Raw genomic sequence first — 18,315 nt, 5'->3', positions numbered from 1 at the left:
GGGAGCAGGCACCGCTATCGGTTGCACGCCCCGAGCATCCGCCCGCGCACAACTACGCCTTGATCGGCTACACCACTCGGCGGGACACCATCCGGACGGCACCCCCGTCGACCGCGCCTGGCTCGAACGCGCCTACCGCCAGCACGGCCGTACGACCGTGGACATCGCCAATGAACTCAACTGCCACAGCGCCTACGTCTCACAACTCCTCAAACGCCACCAGATCCCCGCCCGACCCTCGTTCCTGGCCGCCCCCAGCCCCCTGGGCCGTCTGGGTGTCGAGCTTTCGCCCGACATACAGAGCCTCGCCGTCCACAGCCACCACATCGCCTGGCTACGAAACCTCATCCAACTCACGCGTAACCCGCCTCATTTGCACCTCGCCGCAGCAGCGCGAACCAACAACATCCCCGCCAACTCGATTCGCTACCAACTTGCTCAAGTCGAAAGAACTGTCGGGTTCGCTCTCTATAACCGCAAGCCCGTCACTCCAACCGATCGCGGCAAAGCACTTCTCGGCGAAGCCAGCCGACTCATCAACTTGCTTGACACAACGGCCTGATACGCCAGTTGCTCGCTGGCAGCGCCCTCCCTCCTCGGCAGTCCACCGAACAAACCGGAGCGCGAGACACACTGGGCCTTCTCCATCCTCAATCTGAGCTGCCCAGACTGAGGGTGAGAACGGCTTGGGGCAGGGCCAGTCAGCTCGTGCACTCAAGTGTGCGGCGTACAAGCGCGTTCACAAGGCCGTTCCTCGGGCTGCGGGTGTTGTCCATAGCCGCACCGTCCCGTCCTGACTTCCGGTGACCAATAGGCTGCCGTCTGGCGCGAACACAACACTGTTGACGTCGCCGTGGTGGCCAGTAAGAGGGCTGGCGACCGGCCGTCGGGTGACCGTATCCCACAGCTGAACCGTGCCCGTGGCGCTGGTGGTGGCAAGCAGTGTGTTGTCCGGTGAGAAGGCCACTGCCCAGACTTGGTCTTCAGAGCCGAAAGGCTCGCCGACGAGCTGGTGGGTAGCCAGGTTCCACAGTCGTACAGTCCCGCACGCTTCTACCTGTGCGGTGCCAGTAGCCAGCAGGATGCCGTCGGCTGAGAACGCCACTGCCCAGACCCCGCCTTGGTGGCCAGTAAGGGGCTCACCGACGGGCCGGCGGGTGGTCGTGTCCCACAGCCGGGCCGTACCATCGGCACTGCCGGTGGCGATGAGGGTGTCGTCAGGCGAGAACGCCACGATGAGGACCGCACCTTGATGACCTGCGAGGGGACGGCCGACGGGCTGGCGGGTGACCGTGTCCCACAGCCGTACTATCCCATCGTCGCTGCTGGTGGCGAGCAGGGTGCCATCGTGCGAGAACGCTAAGCCCTTCACCTCGTCCGGATGGCCCAGGGGCTCGCTAGCCAACTGGCGGGTAGCCGTGTCCCATAGTCGGACCATCTTGTCGGTACCGCCGGTCGCGATGAGAGAGCCGTCGTGCGAGAACGCCACACTGTAGATCCTGCCTTGATGACCGGCGAGGGGGCCGCCGACGGGCAGACGGGTGACCGCGTTCCAAAGCTGGACCTTCCCTCGCGAGCCGCCGGTGGCGAGGAGTTCGCCGTCGGGTGAGAACGCGACTGCGAAGACGGAATCTCCCGCCGAGAGCGCAGGTAATGCCAGCGACAAGTCCTCTTCAAGAACGCGTGCCAGGGCCCGTTGAGCAAGAGTCTTGGCTCGCTCAACGCGCTGCGGCTCAAGCCGCTGCCTCAGCCGGACCGTCCCGTCGTCATCGCCATGTGCACGCTGGCGTGGTGGTCTGGCCCTGGTGGTAACCGTCCAACGGTCGTACCACTCGTCGAGTTCGGGTGCACCATTGGCCGGTGGCTCGCATTCCTGGCCGTGCCGGTCCCAAGACATGAGAGTGCGTACGAGCCACAGCAGTCTGTCACGCCCCGCGTAGTCGCCAGAGAACAGACCACTCAGAGTAGAAGGCGGCAGGGACACCTTCTCGTCGGCGAACAGTGCTGCGGCGCGTTTCTCGATTGTCCGATAGGACGGTCTGCCCGCCTGCACCCTCATCGAGTTCAGCTCTGCAGCCTGTTCCTGCAGCATTTCCTCGTAGGTGCGTGTGCTGTTCTGTGCCTCGTGCCGCCGCGCCATCGCCGCCCCCAAGTCGCGCTGTCACATGCCAGGTTAGGCCGCATCGGACGCACAGCACTGAACTTCGCGGAACGTTCCTAAACGGTAACGGATACGGGAGACCGTTCCGCCGTATATGCCTGCTGTACAGCGTCGATGGCCTGCTGATCGGGATTCTCCGAGGTTGTTCGATCAGCGCAAGCAGGGCCCTGAACAGCTGACAGTTGAGGCATGACCTCACCTCAGAACACTCAGCCGTTCCTGCCCCTGCGCACCGCCGTCGTCCTACTCATCGTCTTCGTCATCGGCGTCGTCATGGGCACTCTCGCCGGCCTCGCTGGCGCCCCCGTGGCCGGTGCGGTTGCTGCTGGACTCACCAGCGCCGGCGCCACCGTCCCCGTTCTGTGCACCCTCATCCGATGATCACCCTGCACCCGGATGGTGGTGAAGCCAGGCCGCGTTTCCCATAGCCTGAGTGACAACCCAAAGGCACGAATATCCCGGGCTACCGCCCATCCGCCGTGCCGCGTCAGGGCGAGATCGAACAGGGACTGCGCCTTCTGCAACCTCGTGCACCGGATGGGTAGTTGGCCTGGCAGACGAATGAAACCCCTGGTAGATGGGTTTTCGACCAAGAGAACCGTCTCCACCAGGGGCTTCGCATGCTTGTCTACCTGTCCGGCGTCGACGTGTCCGGCTCTGCCCTCCGCTTCCTTGCCACCACCCACCTGAGGGAACGGCGTCGCGCTCTCGGCACCCGATGGCGGCGCCTGAGCGCAGGCCGACAGGCACCGCTTACCCTCGTCCACCTCCGCAACGGCCAGCCCTATGCACAGCTCGAGGCCGGTTTCAGGATCGGCACCACCACCGTCAACCGGTACATCACCGAGGCCGTCGAGCTCCTGGCCGCCCTCGCCCCCACGCTAGCCGAAGCAGTACGGGCCGCGTCGACGAAGGCGTACCTGATCCTGGGCGGGACGCTTCTGCCGATTGACAGGATCGCCGCCGACCGGCCCTTTTACTCGGGCAAACACAAGAAACACGGCATGAACGTGCAGGTCATCGCTGACCCGAAGGGCCGCCTCCTCCGGACTTCACCAGCTCTGGCCGGTGCCGTCCATGACGTCCGGGCCGCACGCGAGAACGGCATTATCGACGCTCTCGCCCAGGCCGGCATCAACTGCTGGGCGGACAAGGGCTACCAGGGCGCAGGCGGCACGGTCCGCCTCCCCTACCGCGGCCGATGGGACAGCCTTCCCGAAGGTCAACAGGCCGTCAACCGGTCCCACGCGAAGGTCCGGGCACTGGTCGAACAGGCCGTCGCCACGCTCAAGTCCTGACGACTCCTCCGTAAACTCCGGTGCTCGACGACCCGCATCACGAGCCTCGTTCAAACCGTCCGCACCCTCCATCTGGCCAGCGCAGACTGAGGATGGAAAACGCTGACTCTTACCCGGAATCGCCCCAGTCAACCGGGTAGAGGCTCCCTAGACAACGATCACACTCGGTGATCAACATTCATCGTGATTGCGCACAATCCGCGGACTCGCTGCCATAACGCAATGCGCAGAACTACGAACAGTACTGGTTAGAAGGTTGAGACTGCGTACTAAACCGCGCACCCTACACGGGGTACGGCGCAGCAGCGAGGCGTCCGAGAGGAGCACCCCGCACGGGTGCATGGCGACCCCGCGCGGCAGCGCATCCAGCGCCTCGACCAGCTCCCACAGCCGGTCGTACCGCCGGCCGCCCCGGCCGGATTCCGCCGCCAGCGCGCGCAGTTCGGGCAGTTCGGCCAGGGCGGTACGGGCGTCACGGGCGCGGATGTGCGGGAACGCCTTGGCGATCCGGTCGATCTCGGCCGGGTCCATGGAGAGGGCCGCGCCCACGTCCCGTACGGCATGCCGCACCCGGTAGGTCTCGGGCATGGCGACGGCCGCGACCCGCTCCGGGCCGAAGCGGTCGAGGATCGCGCGGTAGACCTCCAGCCGGCGCGCGGACTCGACGTCGATGTCGATGTCGGGCAGCCCGGGGCGCCGGGTGGAGAGGAACCGTTCCATCAGCAGCCCGTGCGCGACCGGGTCGGCGTGCGCGATCCCCAGCAGATGGTTGACCAGTGAGCCGGCGCCCGAGCCGCGCGCGGCCACCCGGATGCCCATGTCCCTTACGTCGTCGACGACTTGGGCGACCGTGAGGAAGTAGGAGGCGAAGTGCATCCGGTCGATCGTGCGCAGCTCGGCGTCCATCCGCGCCCAGTACTCCCGGTGGTCGCGGCGCCGGTCGTAGCCGCGCAGCACCATGCCGGCGGCGGCGCGCGAGCGCAGCACCCGGGAGGCGGTACGGCGGTCCGCGCCGACCAGCCGGGGCTCGGGGAAGTGGGCGGAGCCGAGCCCGAGATCGTCCTCCGGGTCGACCAGACAGCCGGCAGCGGTCTCCTCGGTCAGCGCGAGCAGCCGGTACGCGGTGTCCCGGCGGAAACCGGCCGCCTCGGCGACCAGCTCGGCGGTACGGGCCATCGCGGCGGGGTCCTTGAGCCAGCGCTCACCGCTGTCCAGACCCCGGCGCGGATCGACCGGGACCAGCAGCCGGGCCGCGTCGAGGACGTCGGCGACCGGGCCCTGCCCGGGGTCGGCGTAGCGCACGGCGTTGCTGAGCACCGCGCGTACGCCCTGCTCGGTGGCGAAGCCGAGGGTACGGGCGGCATGCCGCAGCGAGCCGGGGCCGGTGCCCGTACCGGTACGTCCGTGGTGTGTGACCTCCAGCCGCAGGGCGTCGCCGTACCGCTCCCGCCAGGGCGCCAGCAGCCGGGCGGCCCGGTCGGGGCGGCCCGCCGCGAGGGCGCGGCCGGTCTCGGAGTCCGGGCCGAGGAGGACGGTCAGTCCCGTGCCGTGGTTGTCGGACCAGGGCAGCAGCGGGCCGCCCTCGCCGGCCGCGTATGCGGTGGAGACAAGTCGGCACAGCTCCGCCCAGCCCGTCGCACCGGCCCGGGCGAGAAAGAGCGCGCGGGGCGCGGACTCGTCGACGAAGGCGCCGCCGCGCACGGGGGTGCGCCGGCGTGCGGTGGTGCGGGCGGAGGAGGTACCAGCCGACCCCGCGCGCGCTTCCTCCGCCCGTACCGCTCCTTCCACCGCGAGATCCACCCCGAAGAGCGGCCGTACCCCGTGTCCCGCGCACGCCTTGGCGAAGCGGACGGCGCCCGCGAGGGTGTCACGGTCGGTGAGGGCGAGGGCGTCCATGCCCCGCGCCTCGGCGCGCTCCGCCAGCCGCTCCGGGTGGGTGGCCCCGTACCGCGCCGAGAATCCGGAGACGGTACGCAGATGCGTGAAGCCCGGCATCCGTACCTCCTGGATTCCTGGATCAGTCCGTTCTCACCCCCCTTGTTCCCACACCATAGACCACTTTTCGAACGTGCGTACGATTACTTACCGTGACCAAACCCACCGCACCGAGCCCGGGCCCGCCTGGGAACAGGCGGGCCCGGGCTCGGTGCGGGTCGTACGTGCTGCTACTGGTTGCTGCCCTGGCGGGAAGAGCTGTGGCCGTTCCCGTTCGCGTTGCGGTTACCGTTCGCGTTCTCGTTCGCATTCTCGTCGCCGACCGCGTCGCCGTTCTCGTTCCCGACCGCGTCCCCGGCCGCATCGCCCACGGCGTCACCGACCGCGTCACCCGCGCCCACGCCGTCACCGGCGCCGGCACCCGCGTTGGCCGCGCCCGCGTCACCGGCGTCACCAGCGCCGGCGTCACCGGCACCCGCGTCACCAGCACCGGCACCCGCGTCACCGGCACCCGCATCGGCCGCGCCCGCGCCGCCGTCACCGGCGCCCGCGTCGCCCACCAGCTCCGCGCCGACCGCGGCCAGCGCCGTCGTCACCGGCTGGAAGAACGTCTCGCCGCCCACGGTGCAGTCACCGCTGCCGCCCGAGGTCAGCCCGAGCGCGAGGTCGTCCGCGAAGAGCGAGCCGCCGCTGTCGCCGGGCTCGGCGCAGACCGAGGTCTGGATGAGTCCGTTGACGATGTCGCCGTTGCCGTAGTTCACCGTGGCATTGAGCCCGGTGACCTGGCCGTCGGAGACCTGGGTGGTGGAGCCGCTGCGCACGACCTGCTGCCCCAGGACCGCCTCGGCCGCCTGCGAGATCGGCTGGACGTTGCCGTTGAAGAGGTTGACCTCACTCGGCGGCTGGGTGGCCTCGTCGTCGTACTTGACCAGGCCGAAGTCGCTGACCGGGAAGGCGGAGGCGACGGTCGTGCCGATCTGGGTGCCGTCGGCGTCGGCCCACGCCTGGATGTCCTCCGTGCAGTGCCCGGCGGTCAGGAAGTGCGGTGTGCCGTCCTTGACGACATTGAAGCCGAGCGAGCAGCGTGCGCCGCCGCCCAGGATCGCGTCACCACCGGAGACGAAGGTCTTGAACTCCCCCGCCGTCTTCTTGAGTTCGGCCTTGCCGGCGAGCGTGTTCACCACCGTGCTGAGCTTCGCCCACGCGTCACCCGTGACCGTACGGTCGGCCGTGACGAGCACCTTGTTGGTGATCGGGTCGACCGTCCAGGACGTCCCCGGGATGGTCGCCCGGTCGGTGAGGGTCTGCCGGGCCGCCTTCAGCTCGGCGGTGGTGTTCTCGACGATTCTGGCCTTGCCGCCCGCCTGACGGACCGTCGCGGCCGACCGCTCGTCGACGACGTTCATCACGAGCGACTTCGAAGCCGCCTCGTAGTACCAGCCGGCCGCGCTCTCGCCCAGGTTCCCGTTGAGCGTGGCCGCGAGTGTGCCGGCCCCCGTCGCCGTCAGCGTCTTCAGCTCGGACTGAGGCTTTTCCTCACTGGCGTTCGCGTTCTGGAGCGTGACACCCGCGATCGCCAGCGCCACCACGGCACCGCCCGCCATGGTCACACGCTTCTTGGATATACGCCGATGACTCAAGGTCAACCTCCTGTGGGGCCCGTGCCGGTGGCATGTGGGGTGCCTGGCACGGAAGGTGAGGCCGCCCACTATTGCGAGCCCTTCCGACCGAACACAAGGTCGACTTCAGGACGATCGCGCGCCGAGAGGTGTTACCGCGGGAATATCGTCAACTTCCCTGGTCACACCGGGTTTTCCCGGCCTCGGCAAGATCGGTTCACGGGCCGAATCCTCCCCCTGAGAGGACTAGACCTGTCCTGAATTAGAGCCACGTAAGAAGCACCTTTTTTGTTCACGTTCAGCGATGTGACCTTACGGATCGGGCCCCGAGCCGGGACAATCATTGTGAAACCGGGCCCGCACACCGGTGCTTTGGGCCCGTCAGGTAAGAAGTACGGCGAAAGGGGCACAGGTTGCGACGTCGGGTGCGCGCGGCGGACGGGCGGCATCTGATGGTCGAGCGTCTGGGGGATCCGCGCGGCAGACCTGTCTTCCTGCTGCACGGCACGCCGGGCAGCAGGCTCGGGCCTGCCCCGCGCGGCATGGTGCTCTACCAGCGGGGGATGCAGCTGATCGCCTACGACCGGCCCGGATACGGCGGTTCCGACCGGCTCGAAGGGCGCAGCGTCGCCGATGTGGCCCAGGACGTGACGGCGATCGCCGATGCCCTCGGGCTCGAACGGTTCGCCGTCGCGGGCCGCTCGGGCGGCGCTCCTGGCGCCCTGGCCTGCGCGGCGCTGCTGCCCGAGCGGGTGACCAGGACGGCCGCGCTGGTCGCGCTCGCGCCGTGGGACGCGGCGGGGCTCGACTGGTTCGAGGGCATGGCCGCCTCCAACGTCCGGGAGTACACCACCGCGCACCAGGATCCGGCGGGCGTGGCGGCCCGGCTGATCCCGCGCGCCGCCGCGATCCGGGAGAACCCGGGGCAGCTTCTGGACGATCTGCGCCTGGAGTTGACCGACTCCGATCGCATGGTGGTCTCCGACGCCGGGGTCAGGACGATGCTGCTGCGCAACTACCAGGAGGCGCTGCGCGGTTCGGCGTACGGCTGGATCGACGACGCCGTCGCCTTCGCCAGTCCCTGGGGGTTCGACCCGGCCGACATCCGGGGTCCGGTGCTGCTGTGGCACGGCGAGAAGGACGTCTTCTCGCCGGTCGGGCACTCGCGCTGGCTCGCGGAGCGCATCCCGGGCGCGACGGCCGTACTGGAACCGGCCGCCGCGCACTTCGCCGCGCTGCACGCGCTGCCCCGCGTCCTGACCTGGCTGCTGGCCGACTGAGACCGGCCCGTACGGTGTGCCGCCCCCGCGCGGAGGCGGCACACCGTACGGCGGCACCCTGCACAGGGGCGGCACACCGCACAGGGACGGCACCCTGCCCGGGGACGGCACCCTGCCCGGGGACTGCGCACCGTCACACCGCCAGCGGCTCCAGATCCCGGTAGACCCTCCGGTCGTCCCGCGCGAACCGGGTCAGCGTGTGGTCCTCGCCCAGCAGCCGCACCAGCTCCTCGACGGTGTCCACCCGCAGCTGCGCCGCGTCGCCCTTGCGCCCCAGCGCCCCCAGCGTGACGCACATGTTGGAGGCGATGGCGAGCGTCTCGGGGTGGTGCGCGCCCAGCGCCACCCGCAGCCCCGCGACCGCGCCCCGCTCGGTGACCAGCGCCTCGTCCAGCTCGCCCAGGTCCGCCTGGGCGCTGGCCAGGGCGACCGTGCAGAAGAGCGTGTGCGGATGCTCGTCCCCCAGCACCTCCCGCATCGTCCGCAGCGTGGGCCTGAGCAGCTGCTCCGCCAGCTCGGGCGCGCCGCAGCCCCAGTGGTAGATGCCGAGGTTGTTGATCGCGGCGAGGGTGTACGGGTGGCGGTCCCCCGGTACCCGCCGGTACTGGTCGACGACCTCCTGCGCCAGATCCCGTGCCGCGACCGGCTCGCCGGCGGCGAAATGGTCGGCCGCCAGATTCAGATCGCAGGAAAGTGAGTCGGGAGTGGCCTCCGATCCGTATGTGGTCCGGTAGCGCTTGCAGGTCGCGGTGGTCAGCCGGCGCGCGTCCTCCAGCCGGTCGGCCCGGCGCAGGGAGACTGCCAGGCTCTTGGCCGCCGCGAGGGTGCCGGGGAAGAGAGGTCCGAGGTGTTCCTTGTAGAGGCCGTACGTCCGGCTGAGCAGGTTGACCGAGTCCTCGTAGCGGCCGATGTCCCGCAGATCGCGCGCCAGGTTGACGGCCGAGGCGAGGGTGTGCGGATGGTTCGGGCCGAGGACGGCGGTCCTGCGGTCGAAGACGTCCTGGTCCATCTCGCGCGCCTCGGTGTGCCGGCCGACCATCCGCAGGGCCAGCGCGCGGTTGTTCGCGGCGGCCAGGGTCCGCGGGTGGGACTCGTGGAAGATCCCGCTGAACCCCTCGTGCGCCTCGGTGGAGAGCTCCATCGCCTTGGTGTACTCACCGAGCGTCATGAAGTCGGTGGCCAGTCCGCTGGTGGTCATGTACGTGTGCGGGTGGGTGGGGCCGAGCACCGTGCGCTGCCGGTCCAGGGTCTCCTCGTCCAGCTCCCGTGCCTCCACGTAACGGCCCAGGGAGCGGTAGATGTTGGAGAGGTGGAAGCGCAGATACAGATACTGCGGGTCGTTGTTGCCGAGCGTCTCGCGCCACTGCTCGCGCAGCTCTCCGGCGAGCGCGAAGGCGGCCGGCCAGTCGCCGCGCTTCCACAGGTAGCGCACCCGGTCGATCATCAGCCGGCGGGTCTCGGGCCGGCGGCAGAAGCCGGCCTCGGAGACGGTCAGATGCGGCCAGATCGTGGAGAACCGCTCCCAGGTGGCGGGGTTGTCGATCGGTTCGTCGCCGTCGGGCCTGGCGCCCGCGAGGATACGGTGCACGGCGTGCCGGGCGTCGTGCTGCTCCTGCTCGGTGAGCTGCGCCCGGATGATCGTCTGCACCAGCCGGTGCACCTGGATGCTGTTGCCGACCTGGTCCACCTTGGCCAGCGCGAACCGGCCGATCTCCCGGATGACCCGGCCGAGCACCAGGGTCTCCTGGAGGGAGACGTCGTAGGGCTTGAGCTCCTCGATCATCTCCTTGCTGTAGAGGAGGTTCGCGGAGATCGGCTCAGGGGCGAAGAACGCGCAGAGCTGGAGCAGCCGTACGGCGGCGGGCGAGCGCTCCTTGAGCCGCTCGATGGAGATGTTCCAGGTCGCGGCGACCGGTTCCGGGTAGCCGGCGGGCTGGTTGAGCGCGAGCACGCTGGGGGCCTGCTGGGCGAGCTGGTCCAGATACTCGGAGACGGGGGTGGCGGTCTCCGCGATCCAGGCCGCGGCCTGTTCGACGGCGAGCGGCAGATCCCCGACGGCGGTGGCGACCTTGTCGGCGTCCACGGCGGAGAGGCCGGGGGCGCGCCGCTGGAGGTGTTCGACGGACTCCTCGCGCAGGAAGACGTCGACGGGCAGGGCGTCGCCGTACTGCGACCAGCTCTGGTTGCGGGAGGTGACCAGGACATGGCCGGGGCCGCCCGGCGGGAAGAACCGCTGGAGCTGCTCGGGGTCGTCGGCGTTGTCGAAGACCAGCAGCCAGCGCGGCGACGGCACTCCGCGCCGCAGCAGGTCGAGGGCCTCCTGCGAGGCCGACGCGATGTCGTCGCCGCCCTGCGCGCCGAGCCGTACGGCCAGCTCGGCGAGGCCGGCGACCACATCGGCGACCTGCTCGGAGGAGATCCACCAGACCAGGTCGTAGTCGGCCATGAAGCGGTGGACGTACTCCAGCGCCACCTGTGTCTTGCCGATCCCGCCGAGCCCGTAGAGCGTCTGCGGCTGCGGGAGGACGACGGTCATGCCGCCGCCGAGCTGGTCGCGCATCCGCTCCAGCACCAGGGAGCGGCCGGTGAAGCCGGGGTTGCGGGCGGGCGCGTTCCAGATCTTGGGCACGGTGCCGGGGAAGCGCGGGCCCGGCGCGACGGAGTCGGCGAGCTGTACGTGCCGGTCCAGGGCGCGCAGCAGCAGGGCGGTGGCGTGCGGCTCGTCCAGCCGGAAGAGGTCGACCGGGTTGAGGTCGATGTAGGGGGCGGTGAGCCGGACGTCGCCGACCCGGACGGGGACCACCTGGCGCCGGGCGCCGCCCGGGTCCTCGGACGCGGCGCGCGACCACACCTCCACGGCCCGCGCGGACTTGAGGTAGGCGGCGGAGAGCAGGACGACGGTACGGACGGGGGGATCGCCGCGGTGCAGGGAGAGGCCGGAGCCGCCGATCGTGTCGCCGGAACCGCCGTATCCGCCCGAGCCCCCGTACCCGCCGGAGCCCCCGTATCCACCGGAGCCGTACCCGCCGCCGGAGCCGCCGAGTCCGCCGGAGCCGCCGAGTGCGCCCGGCCCGCCGGCGCCCCCGTACCCTCCTGCCGCGCCCGCCGGTTCGGCGGCGACGTCGCGCGGCACGACCCGGAACCCGGCCCGGGTGAGCACCGATTCGATCCAGTCGGCCCACATCCGGTTCTCGGCGACATAGCTGAGCTGGAGGTCGGCGGGCAGGGTGGGGCGGCGGCGGGTGAAGGCGTCCTTGATCCGCAGCCGGGACTCCTCACCGACCGCGGGCATCGCGGTGATGGCGCCCTCGGTGACATAGCCGGTGAGCCGTTCGAACGCGGAGAGCAGGGAGTTACTCAGCCCCGGCGCGTCACCGAAGGTCGCGAGGGTCTCCTCGTACGCGTAGTAGGGGCGGTACGGGATCTCCACCGCGCCCCAGTAGGCGGTGAGGCTCTCCCCGGCGAGCCCGCTGGGGAAGCGGTCGAACTTCACCCGGGCCAGCGCGCGGCCGGCGTCGGCCTTCTCCTTCTCGCCCTCGTCGATCCGCATCGGTACGGGGAAGATCCTGATGCCCCGGCCGCCGTAACGTTCGTCGATCTGGCGGGCCACCGCGGCGGCGCCGTCGATGGACTGGTCGCTGAGGGTGAAGCAGTCGACGAGGACATCGGGCAGATGGACCGTGCAGATGTCGGCGATGTCGCTGAGCCCGGTCCTGCTGTCGATGAGGACGTAGTCGTAGTGGGCCTTCATGTCGTCGCGCAGCGCGTCGAAGAAGTGCCCGCCGCCGAGCCGGTCGTAGAAGTTGTCCCAGTCGAAGGTGGAGACGGTCGCGGAGTACTCGCGGTTCTGCCTGCCCGCGGAGACGAAGTCGAGGGTGCCGCCCTCGGGGAAGTCCCAGCCCAGATGGACCGGGGTGAGGGAGACTGCGTGCGGCTGGATGCGCGCGTAGTCGCGGTGCCAGTCGTCGGAGCGGTCCGCGGGGCTGGTCGCGGCCCACGCGTACTCGGTGATCAGGTCGATGACACCGGTGGTGGCAGCGAGGGTGGCGGGGTCGAGGAAGGGGTGGAAGAACCGGTGCAGCCCGGGGGCCTCCAGGTCCCAGTCGACGGCCAGCACCCGCTGCCCGTTGGCGGCGAGGATCCAGGCCGTGTTGGCCAGGGCCATCGTGCGGCCCGTACCCCCCTTGTACGAGTAGAAGGTGACGATGCGTCCGTCACGACGTGCTGTCATCCGTGTCCTCCGCATCGGGCGCCAGGTCGTGCGTCTGGGGAACATAGTGCGTCGTGGCGTACTCGGCGGCCATGGGGCCTCTCAGGCGGGGGCGTTCCATATGGCTGCCGCCGGCCGGCGGGTAGACCGTAGCGTGTCTCAGATACTGCTGGGCAGCGGCCTCGACGACCTGCGGCAGGAGCTGGCCGAACGCTTCCATGCTGGGGACGCCCCGGGCCGCGGCCCGTGAGGCGGTGCGGCCCTGTCCCGTCTTCCTCGGCATGGTCCGCTCCAGCCGCTCGCTGAGTTCGGCCTCGGCCTCCCGGCTCTGCTGGTCCGTACGGTTCCACGGCACGACGACGCTCACCCAGGGCCGGTGCTCGGCGTCGAACGCGGCCAGGCGCTTGCGCTGTTCCTCGTCGTGCAGGGCCCACCGGTCGACCAGCAGGATCTCCGGTCTGCCGGGCTCCTGCTTGCCCTCGTGCGGTACGGACACCTCGTCGAACGAGACGATGTCCGCCTGGTAGTTGAGCGAGCGCACCAGGTCCCTGGCGACGTAGGCCAGCGGCCGGGCGGAGTCGGGGTGGTACGGGTTCCAGTCCTGCGCCATGGAGCCGTAGTAGTGCGGGGTACGGCCCTCGGGCAGGTCGTGGCGGGTGGGCGCGGCCACGGTGACCTGCATGGGGCGCGGTCCGCCGTTCGTACCGAAGGCGCTGGGCGCGTTGCGGTAGTCGACGGGGCGCCCGGGGGCTATCGCGGCGGTGTCGGCGACGCTGACGATGCGTTTGGCGAGTTCGTAGACGGCCCGCTCGTACTCCCGCTCGAAGATGCGGAGTTTGACCAGGCCGTAGAGCCCGTCGGTGACGTAGCGGTCGCCGAAGTCCCGGTGGTTGAACTGCAACCGCTCGGCCGGTCCCGGCAGTTGCTGGGGCGGCACCGGCACCCAGAGGGCCGGCACGATCGCGTCCGCCGTGGTGTTGTTCTTGGCCTGTTCGTAGATGACGCGCTGGGCGAAGGCGAACCACTCCTTGCCGCACATCTCGCTGGCGAAGTAGCGCGGCGAGAAGAGCGGTACGAACACCCGGCAGGTGGCGAGGACTTCGGCGAGCCGTTCCGACCAGCCCTCGCCGGAGCGCATGTCCCGGTCGATGAAGCCGGCCCGGGCCCCGGCCGGGAGATCCGTCATGGCCATCACATGGCCGCACAGATCCCGGAAGAGCTTCTCCACCCACATGTCCGGATCGGGTCCGCCGGGTCCGTTCCGCGGTGTGTGCGCATAGCTCAGGAAGAAATACGGCCGATGGTCAGCCGCTCTCCGCTGCGATGACGCGTGCACACGACCCCCGTCCTGTGAGCACCCGCTTACCGTGGTCCCCGAGGCAGCGAGCAAAATCAATCATTACGGAGCCGAGCGGCCTTCTTCCCGTCACCCCCGGCCAATCAACGTCTCTTTTCGGCCATCCACCGCTCGGCATGGGCGACCGCGTCCGCGACCGTGAACAGTCTTGTGACCGTTCCTCCCAGTTGTCCCTTCCGCTCCGTCCCCCAGGGGAAATCCGCTCCGATCGCCTCGAAATCGCTGTCGTCGAGGCTGACATCCTCATATTCCACCCAACGCGGCGTCCCGTCCGCCGCTTTCACCACACAACGATAAGAACGCTGGGTGCCGCCGCGGAGATATTCGGCGAGATGGAAAGAAGTACAGGCGGCGAAACCCACATTGATCATGAGTACCCGCGCGTCCGCCGCCGCCAGCGCGCCGAGCGGCGAGTCCGGTCCCAGATGGCTGTCGAGCGGATGCCGGGCCATCAGTTCGGCGGCCCGCGCCCCGACCGCCGCGAAGGACGACTGCGGATGCGCGCTGCGTACGGCTCCCTCGGCGGTCCGTACGGACTCGGCGAGCCGGCCCATCGACAGGCACGGGGTGCGCGCCGGGTCGAAGGCGGGCATCCGGGACCGGAAGACCGCGGCCTCACGCCGGGTCATCCCCCTGACCCGGGCGAAATGGGCGGCGGAGGTGTCGGAGTTCTCCTCCGTGAAGGCCGGGACGACCAGCGTGCCGTCCGGGCCCAGCGCCCTCAGCAGCGCGTCGCGCAGGGTGTCGGCGGCCAGCCCGGTGGTGCGCAGGGAGGCGTGCACGAGCAGCGGAGTGCCGGGAGTGACCCCGAGCGCCGTCAGTTCGCGCGCCAGCGCGCCGGTCGGGTCCTCGCCGTCGTACACATCAGACATGGGCTGCCTCTTCTCTGAGCGCGGTCAGCAGGCTCTTGCCGCCGACGGTGAGTTCGGCCGCGTCCGCCATGGTGTCCAGGGCCCGCAGTGCCTGGTCGCGGTGGACGGGCTCGTGGGGCTCGTACGCGGCGAGCGCGATCCGTTCGTCCGCGCCGGCCAGCAGCGCCGACAGCGGGACCGGGCCTTCCGTCCAGGGCGCCGGGCGCCCCCACTCGCCGTCCAGCGCGTACAGGTCGGCGATCTCGGTGCGCGCGCGCAGCCGGGCCCGGCGGAAGCCGCGCAGCAGCGCCCGCGCCAGCGCGTCGGCGTCGCCCTGGAGGGGCACGCCCAGCGCGCCGTAGCCGTGCCGGCCGACGCGCGGCCCGGTGACCGTCAGCGGCGTCAGGGTGGTCAGCGCGCCGGCGGCCTCGGCGGCCTGCGCGGGCACCCGCTCCCTGAGCAGCCCCCAGGCCGCCGCCAGCCGGCCGCTCCAGCCGGCGGCCGTCGCCGCGTCGAGCCCGGGGTGGACGGGCGCGCCGAAGCAGTCGCGGTACGGGTCGAGGTCGTCCAGCGCGAAGTCCGGGGCGCCGTCGCGGCCCAGCCGGCGCACCGGCCGCCAGGACTCGGTGGCCTCGTCGGTCCTGACGATCCGGTGCTCCGCGCCCGCCGTCCGCACCACGAAGCCCTTCTCGGCGACGCGCACCTCGGCCTGCCCGTGCTCGCCGGGCCCGCCGAGGCGCAGTGCGCCCAGCGTCGGCAGGGACAGCGCGCCGTCCCGGTAGCCGACCCGTACGGGGGTGTCCACGGAGCCCCGGATCACCGCTGCCGCCAGCAGGGGCGTGACCGCGCGCGCGGCGCCGGCGGGGGCGCCGGGCCGCTCCGCGCGGACGGCGGCGACGGAGTCGATGAGCAGGGTGCGGGTGTACGGGTGGGCGAGGAGGTCGTCGAGGCCGTCGGAGCACGCCTCGACGGCGCCTGCCAGCTCCCAGGCCTCCTGCCATGCCTCGCCGCCCCTGCCGTCGAGCGCGGCGTGCAGTTCGGCGAGGAGCGAGCGGGTCAGCTCCTGCTGGGCGTAGAGCAGTTCACCGGGGTCGGCGAGGGCGGGCGGGACGGTGGCCGCCGCCGTACGGGCCTCGATGCCGCGGATCAGCGCCGCGAGATCGGCGCAGTAGACGGAGGGGTTGTCGAAACTCCCGTCACCCGCGTCCCCCTCGCCGGCGGACCGGTAGCGGTGGGTGTAGAGCCCGCCGCCGCAGGAGCGGACGACCGGGCAGCGCCGGCAGGTCTCGCTCACCCCGGCGAGCCCGAGCTGTCTGCTCCGTACCCCCGGATGGGCGGCGACCTCGTCGAAGGTGTGCGCGAACACGTCGAACCCGGTGGCCGCGGCGCCCTCGTAGGCGCTCTTCAGCGAGTCGACCTGCTCCAGGGTGCCGTCGGTCTCCACGACGACCAGATCGGTGGGGGCGAGCCCGAGCGACTCGGTGAGGCTCGGGCCGCCGGCGAGGGTGGAGAGGACCGACTCGAAGAGGCGTACGGGCATCGGCCGGCCCCCGGCGTCCCAGCGGTCGAAGACGGCCAGCAGCCAGTCGGCGTACGCGGTCGGCGACCCGTCGGGGCGCGGCGGCGGATCGTCCCAGGTGGCGTGCGGCAGCAGGAAGTCGATACGGGGCGGGTCGAGCGCGGCGAGCGCGTCGTACACGGCGAGCGGGTCGTTGGCCGCGTCGACGGTGCACAGGAGCCCGAGGTCGAGCGGCCGGTAGCGGTCCTCGTGCAGGAGTGCGACGGCCTTCAGGACCCGGGAGTGGCTGCTGCGGCCGTCGGCGTAGCGACGGTGCCGGTCGTTGGCCGCGCGGTCGCCGTCGAGGGAGATACCCACCTTGACGCCGAACTCGGCGAAGAGGTCGAGATAGCGGGGGCTGAGCTGGAGCCCGTTGGTGTGGATCCGCAGATCGAGTTCCGCGACGGGGGCGAGGGCCGCGGTCAGCTCCTCGCAGACGCGGCGCAGCCGGGCGGGCCCGGCGAGCAGGGGCTCCCCTCCGTGCAGGATCACTGACACGGAGGGCAGGGCGTGCGCCTCGGCATGTTCGGCCAGTCGGAGCGCTGTCCGGTGAATGGCTTCGTCGGAAATCGTCCGGGGGCGGGTGCGCCAGCTCTGATCCGCGTGCTCGTAGATGTAGCAGTGGTCGCACGCGAGATCACATCTGCTGTGGACTTTCAGGACGATCTCGCGAAAAGGGACCAGGGGTCCTGTCATCGCCCCATTCTAGAGGGCGGAGTTGAAGCTCGAAACGCGCGCGACACGGCCTGCGGGCATGGGGAGTACGCGGCCGAGCTTCTTGGCGACACCCGCGTCGCGTACGTCGATCTCCGCGAGGGGGACCCGGTTCTTCTTCGCAGTGGCGAAGGTGACAGAGGTCTGATAGGTCACGACGGCCGTCCTTGATTACGTTGTCCGAACAGGAGACACGGCACCGTTGCAGTGTCAGCGGCTCGACTTTACTCTCATGAACTCCCGCGGCAACTCGACGCGGGGGGACGAGACGAAAGCGTTGCCAGGAATTCACGGCACCACGCGGAATAGATCATTCCGCTAATCGAGTGACAACAAAACAGCAGACGGGGGCGCGCATGGCCGACTCACGCGGACCACTGCACAGCATGGTCTTCCGAAACGCTGATCTGCCCGTTCTCTTCCATCACGCGGACGCGATCGCCATCGCCAGGCAGCGGCAGGCGGTGACCGCCACCCGGCGCACCCTGCTGCTCCTGGTGGTGGGCTCGCTGTTCGCGGCACTGCCCTGGGGGTGGCGGATCGGGGACTCGTTCCAACTCACCGGCGCACTCGCGGCGTTGGCGTACGCCGGAGTGCTTCTGGTCATGCTCCGTTCGGCGGGCGGGCAAGCAAAGTCGCATTGGCAACTCAACCGCTCGGCGGCGGAGTTCATCAAGTCGCTCTCCTGGCGCTACGCCGTGCACGGCGCGCCCTTCGACACGGCCGCCACCGACGCCGGGAGCCTGTTCACCACCCGACTGGAGGCGGGTCTGGGCGAGTTGAGAAAGGTCGGCTGGGAGGATCCCAGGGACACCGGGGAGATCGGGCAGCGCGCGGCCGGGGAGCTGATCACGCCGGCCATGCGGATGCTGCGCGAGAAACCGTTCAACGCCCGCCGGGAGACCTACGTCCGGGACCGGCTGATCGAGCAGCGCAACTGGTACCGGCGCAGGATGACCATCTCCCGCCGCGCCACCGTGCTCTGGTCGGCCACCATCACCGCGCTGACCCTGCTGGCGCTCTTCCTGGCCCTGCTGCGGACGTTCTCGCTGACCGGATCCTCCGCCGTGCTGGGGCTGTTGTCGGCGTCCGCCGCGGCCTGCCTGGCGTGGAGCGAGATCCGCCGCCATCAACCCCTCATCTCGGCGCACTCGTTGGTCGAGGAGGACCTGGCGGCGATGCACACCGCGATGGAGACGATGGTCACCGAGGAGCAGTGGGCGAACGCGGTGTACGAGACCGAGCGCATCGTCTCGCCGCAGCACACGGACTGGCTGGTACGGCACCGGAGTTGAGCCCCGGTCCCGCGCGCCTGTGGCCCGGGGAGAGGCC

At 70.3% G+C, this 18,315-nt stretch carries 9 protein-coding genes and 4 pseudogenes; 5 read left to right on the top strand and 8 right to left on the bottom strand.

Annotated elements, in window-relative coordinates:
* Window positions 1-562 (top strand): annotated as a pseudogene (locus AB0389_RS30380) (hypothetical protein); the annotation flags it as partial.
* 177 nt (window positions 563-739) lie between these two features.
* On the opposite strand, the gene AB0389_RS30375 reads toward AB0389_RS30380, so the two are convergent.
* A complete protein-coding gene (locus tag AB0389_RS30375) occupies window positions 740-2,092 on the bottom strand; it encodes a WD40 repeat domain-containing protein (protein ID WP_366398716.1) in 1,353 nt (450 codons plus the stop codon).
* 258 nt (window positions 2,093-2,350) lie between these two features.
* Between AB0389_RS30375 and AB0389_RS30370 the strand changes: the two genes are divergently transcribed.
* Window positions 2,351-2,542 carry a hypothetical protein gene (locus AB0389_RS30370; RefSeq protein WP_366398715.1) on the top strand — a complete coding sequence of 64 codons (192 nt, stop codon included), beginning with the start codon at window positions 2,351-2,353 and terminating at the stop codon, window positions 2,540-2,542.
* 239 nt (window positions 2,543-2,781) lie between these two features.
* Window positions 2,782-3,549 (top strand): annotated as a pseudogene (locus AB0389_RS30365) (transposase family protein).
* A gap of 201 nt (window positions 3,550-3,750) precedes the next feature.
* Here the strand turns inward: AB0389_RS30365 and AB0389_RS30360 are convergent.
* Together AB0389_RS30360 and AB0389_RS30355 are read right to left on the bottom strand one after the other, a co-directional pair.
* A pseudogene (locus tag AB0389_RS30360) lies at window positions 3,751-5,454 on the bottom strand (PHP domain-containing protein); the annotation flags it as partial.
* A gap of 500 nt (window positions 5,455-5,954) precedes the next feature.
* A pseudogene (locus AB0389_RS30355) lies at window positions 5,955-7,034 on the bottom strand (S1 family peptidase); the annotation flags it as partial.
* Between the two features lie 392 nt (window positions 7,035-7,426).
* On the opposite strand from AB0389_RS30355, the gene AB0389_RS30350 reads away from it, so the two are divergent.
* The gene (locus tag AB0389_RS30350) at window positions 7,427-8,293 is read left to right on the top strand and encodes an alpha/beta hydrolase (RefSeq protein WP_366398714.1); all 867 of its coding nucleotides are present in this window, start codon (window positions 7,427-7,429) and stop codon (window positions 8,291-8,293) included.
* Between the two features lie 133 nt (window positions 8,294-8,426).
* On the opposite strand, the gene fxsT is transcribed toward AB0389_RS30350, so the two are convergent.
* The 5 genes from fxsT to AB0389_RS30325 all read right to left on the bottom strand — a co-directional run bounded on the left by fxsT (window position 8,427) and on the right by AB0389_RS30325 (window position 17,139).
* Window positions 8,427-12,524, bottom strand: a complete 4,098-nt coding sequence (fxsT, locus tag AB0389_RS30345; protein ID WP_366398713.1) for an FxSxx-COOH system tetratricopeptide repeat protein — start codon at window positions 12,522-12,524, stop codon at window positions 8,427-8,429.
* Window positions 12,508-13,839 (bottom strand): FxsC protein, encoded by a 1,332-nt coding sequence (gene fsxC, locus AB0389_RS30340; RefSeq protein ID WP_366398712.1) that lies wholly within the window; start codon window positions 13,837-13,839, stop codon window positions 12,508-12,510. The genes fxsT and fsxC overlap by 17 nt, the downstream gene beginning before the upstream one ends.
* A 104-nt stretch (window positions 13,840-13,943) precedes the next feature.
* A complete protein-coding gene (locus AB0389_RS30335) occupies window positions 13,944-14,732 on the bottom strand; it encodes an AAC(3) family N-acetyltransferase (protein ID WP_366398711.1) in 789 nt (262 codons plus the stop codon).
* A complete protein-coding gene (fxsB, locus tag AB0389_RS30330) occupies window positions 14,725-16,965 on the bottom strand; it encodes a radical SAM/SPASM protein FxsB, inactivated metallohydrolase extension form (protein WP_366398710.1) in 2,241 nt (746 codons plus the stop codon). The genes AB0389_RS30335 and fxsB overlap by 8 nt, the downstream gene beginning before the upstream one ends.
* 9 nt (window positions 16,966-16,974) lie before the next feature.
* A complete protein-coding gene (locus AB0389_RS30325) occupies window positions 16,975-17,139 on the bottom strand; it encodes an FXSXX-COOH protein (protein ID WP_366398709.1) in 165 nt (54 codons plus the stop codon).
* Window positions 17,140-17,369: 230 nt separating this feature from the next.
* On the opposite strand from AB0389_RS30325, the gene AB0389_RS30320 reads away from it, so the two are divergent.
* A complete protein-coding gene (locus AB0389_RS30320) occupies window positions 17,370-18,278 on the top strand; it encodes a DUF4231 domain-containing protein (protein WP_366398726.1) in 909 nt (302 codons plus the stop codon).
* Window positions 18,279-18,315 lie beyond the last annotated feature (37 nt).

The sequence above is a fragment of the Streptomyces sp. NPDC093109 genome (assembly GCF_040701725.1).
GTDB lineage: Bacteria > Actinomycetota > Actinomycetes > Streptomycetales > Streptomycetaceae > Streptomyces.
Note: the sequence above shows the minus strand (reverse complement) of the source record. Positions and strands in the feature narration are given on the sequence as shown.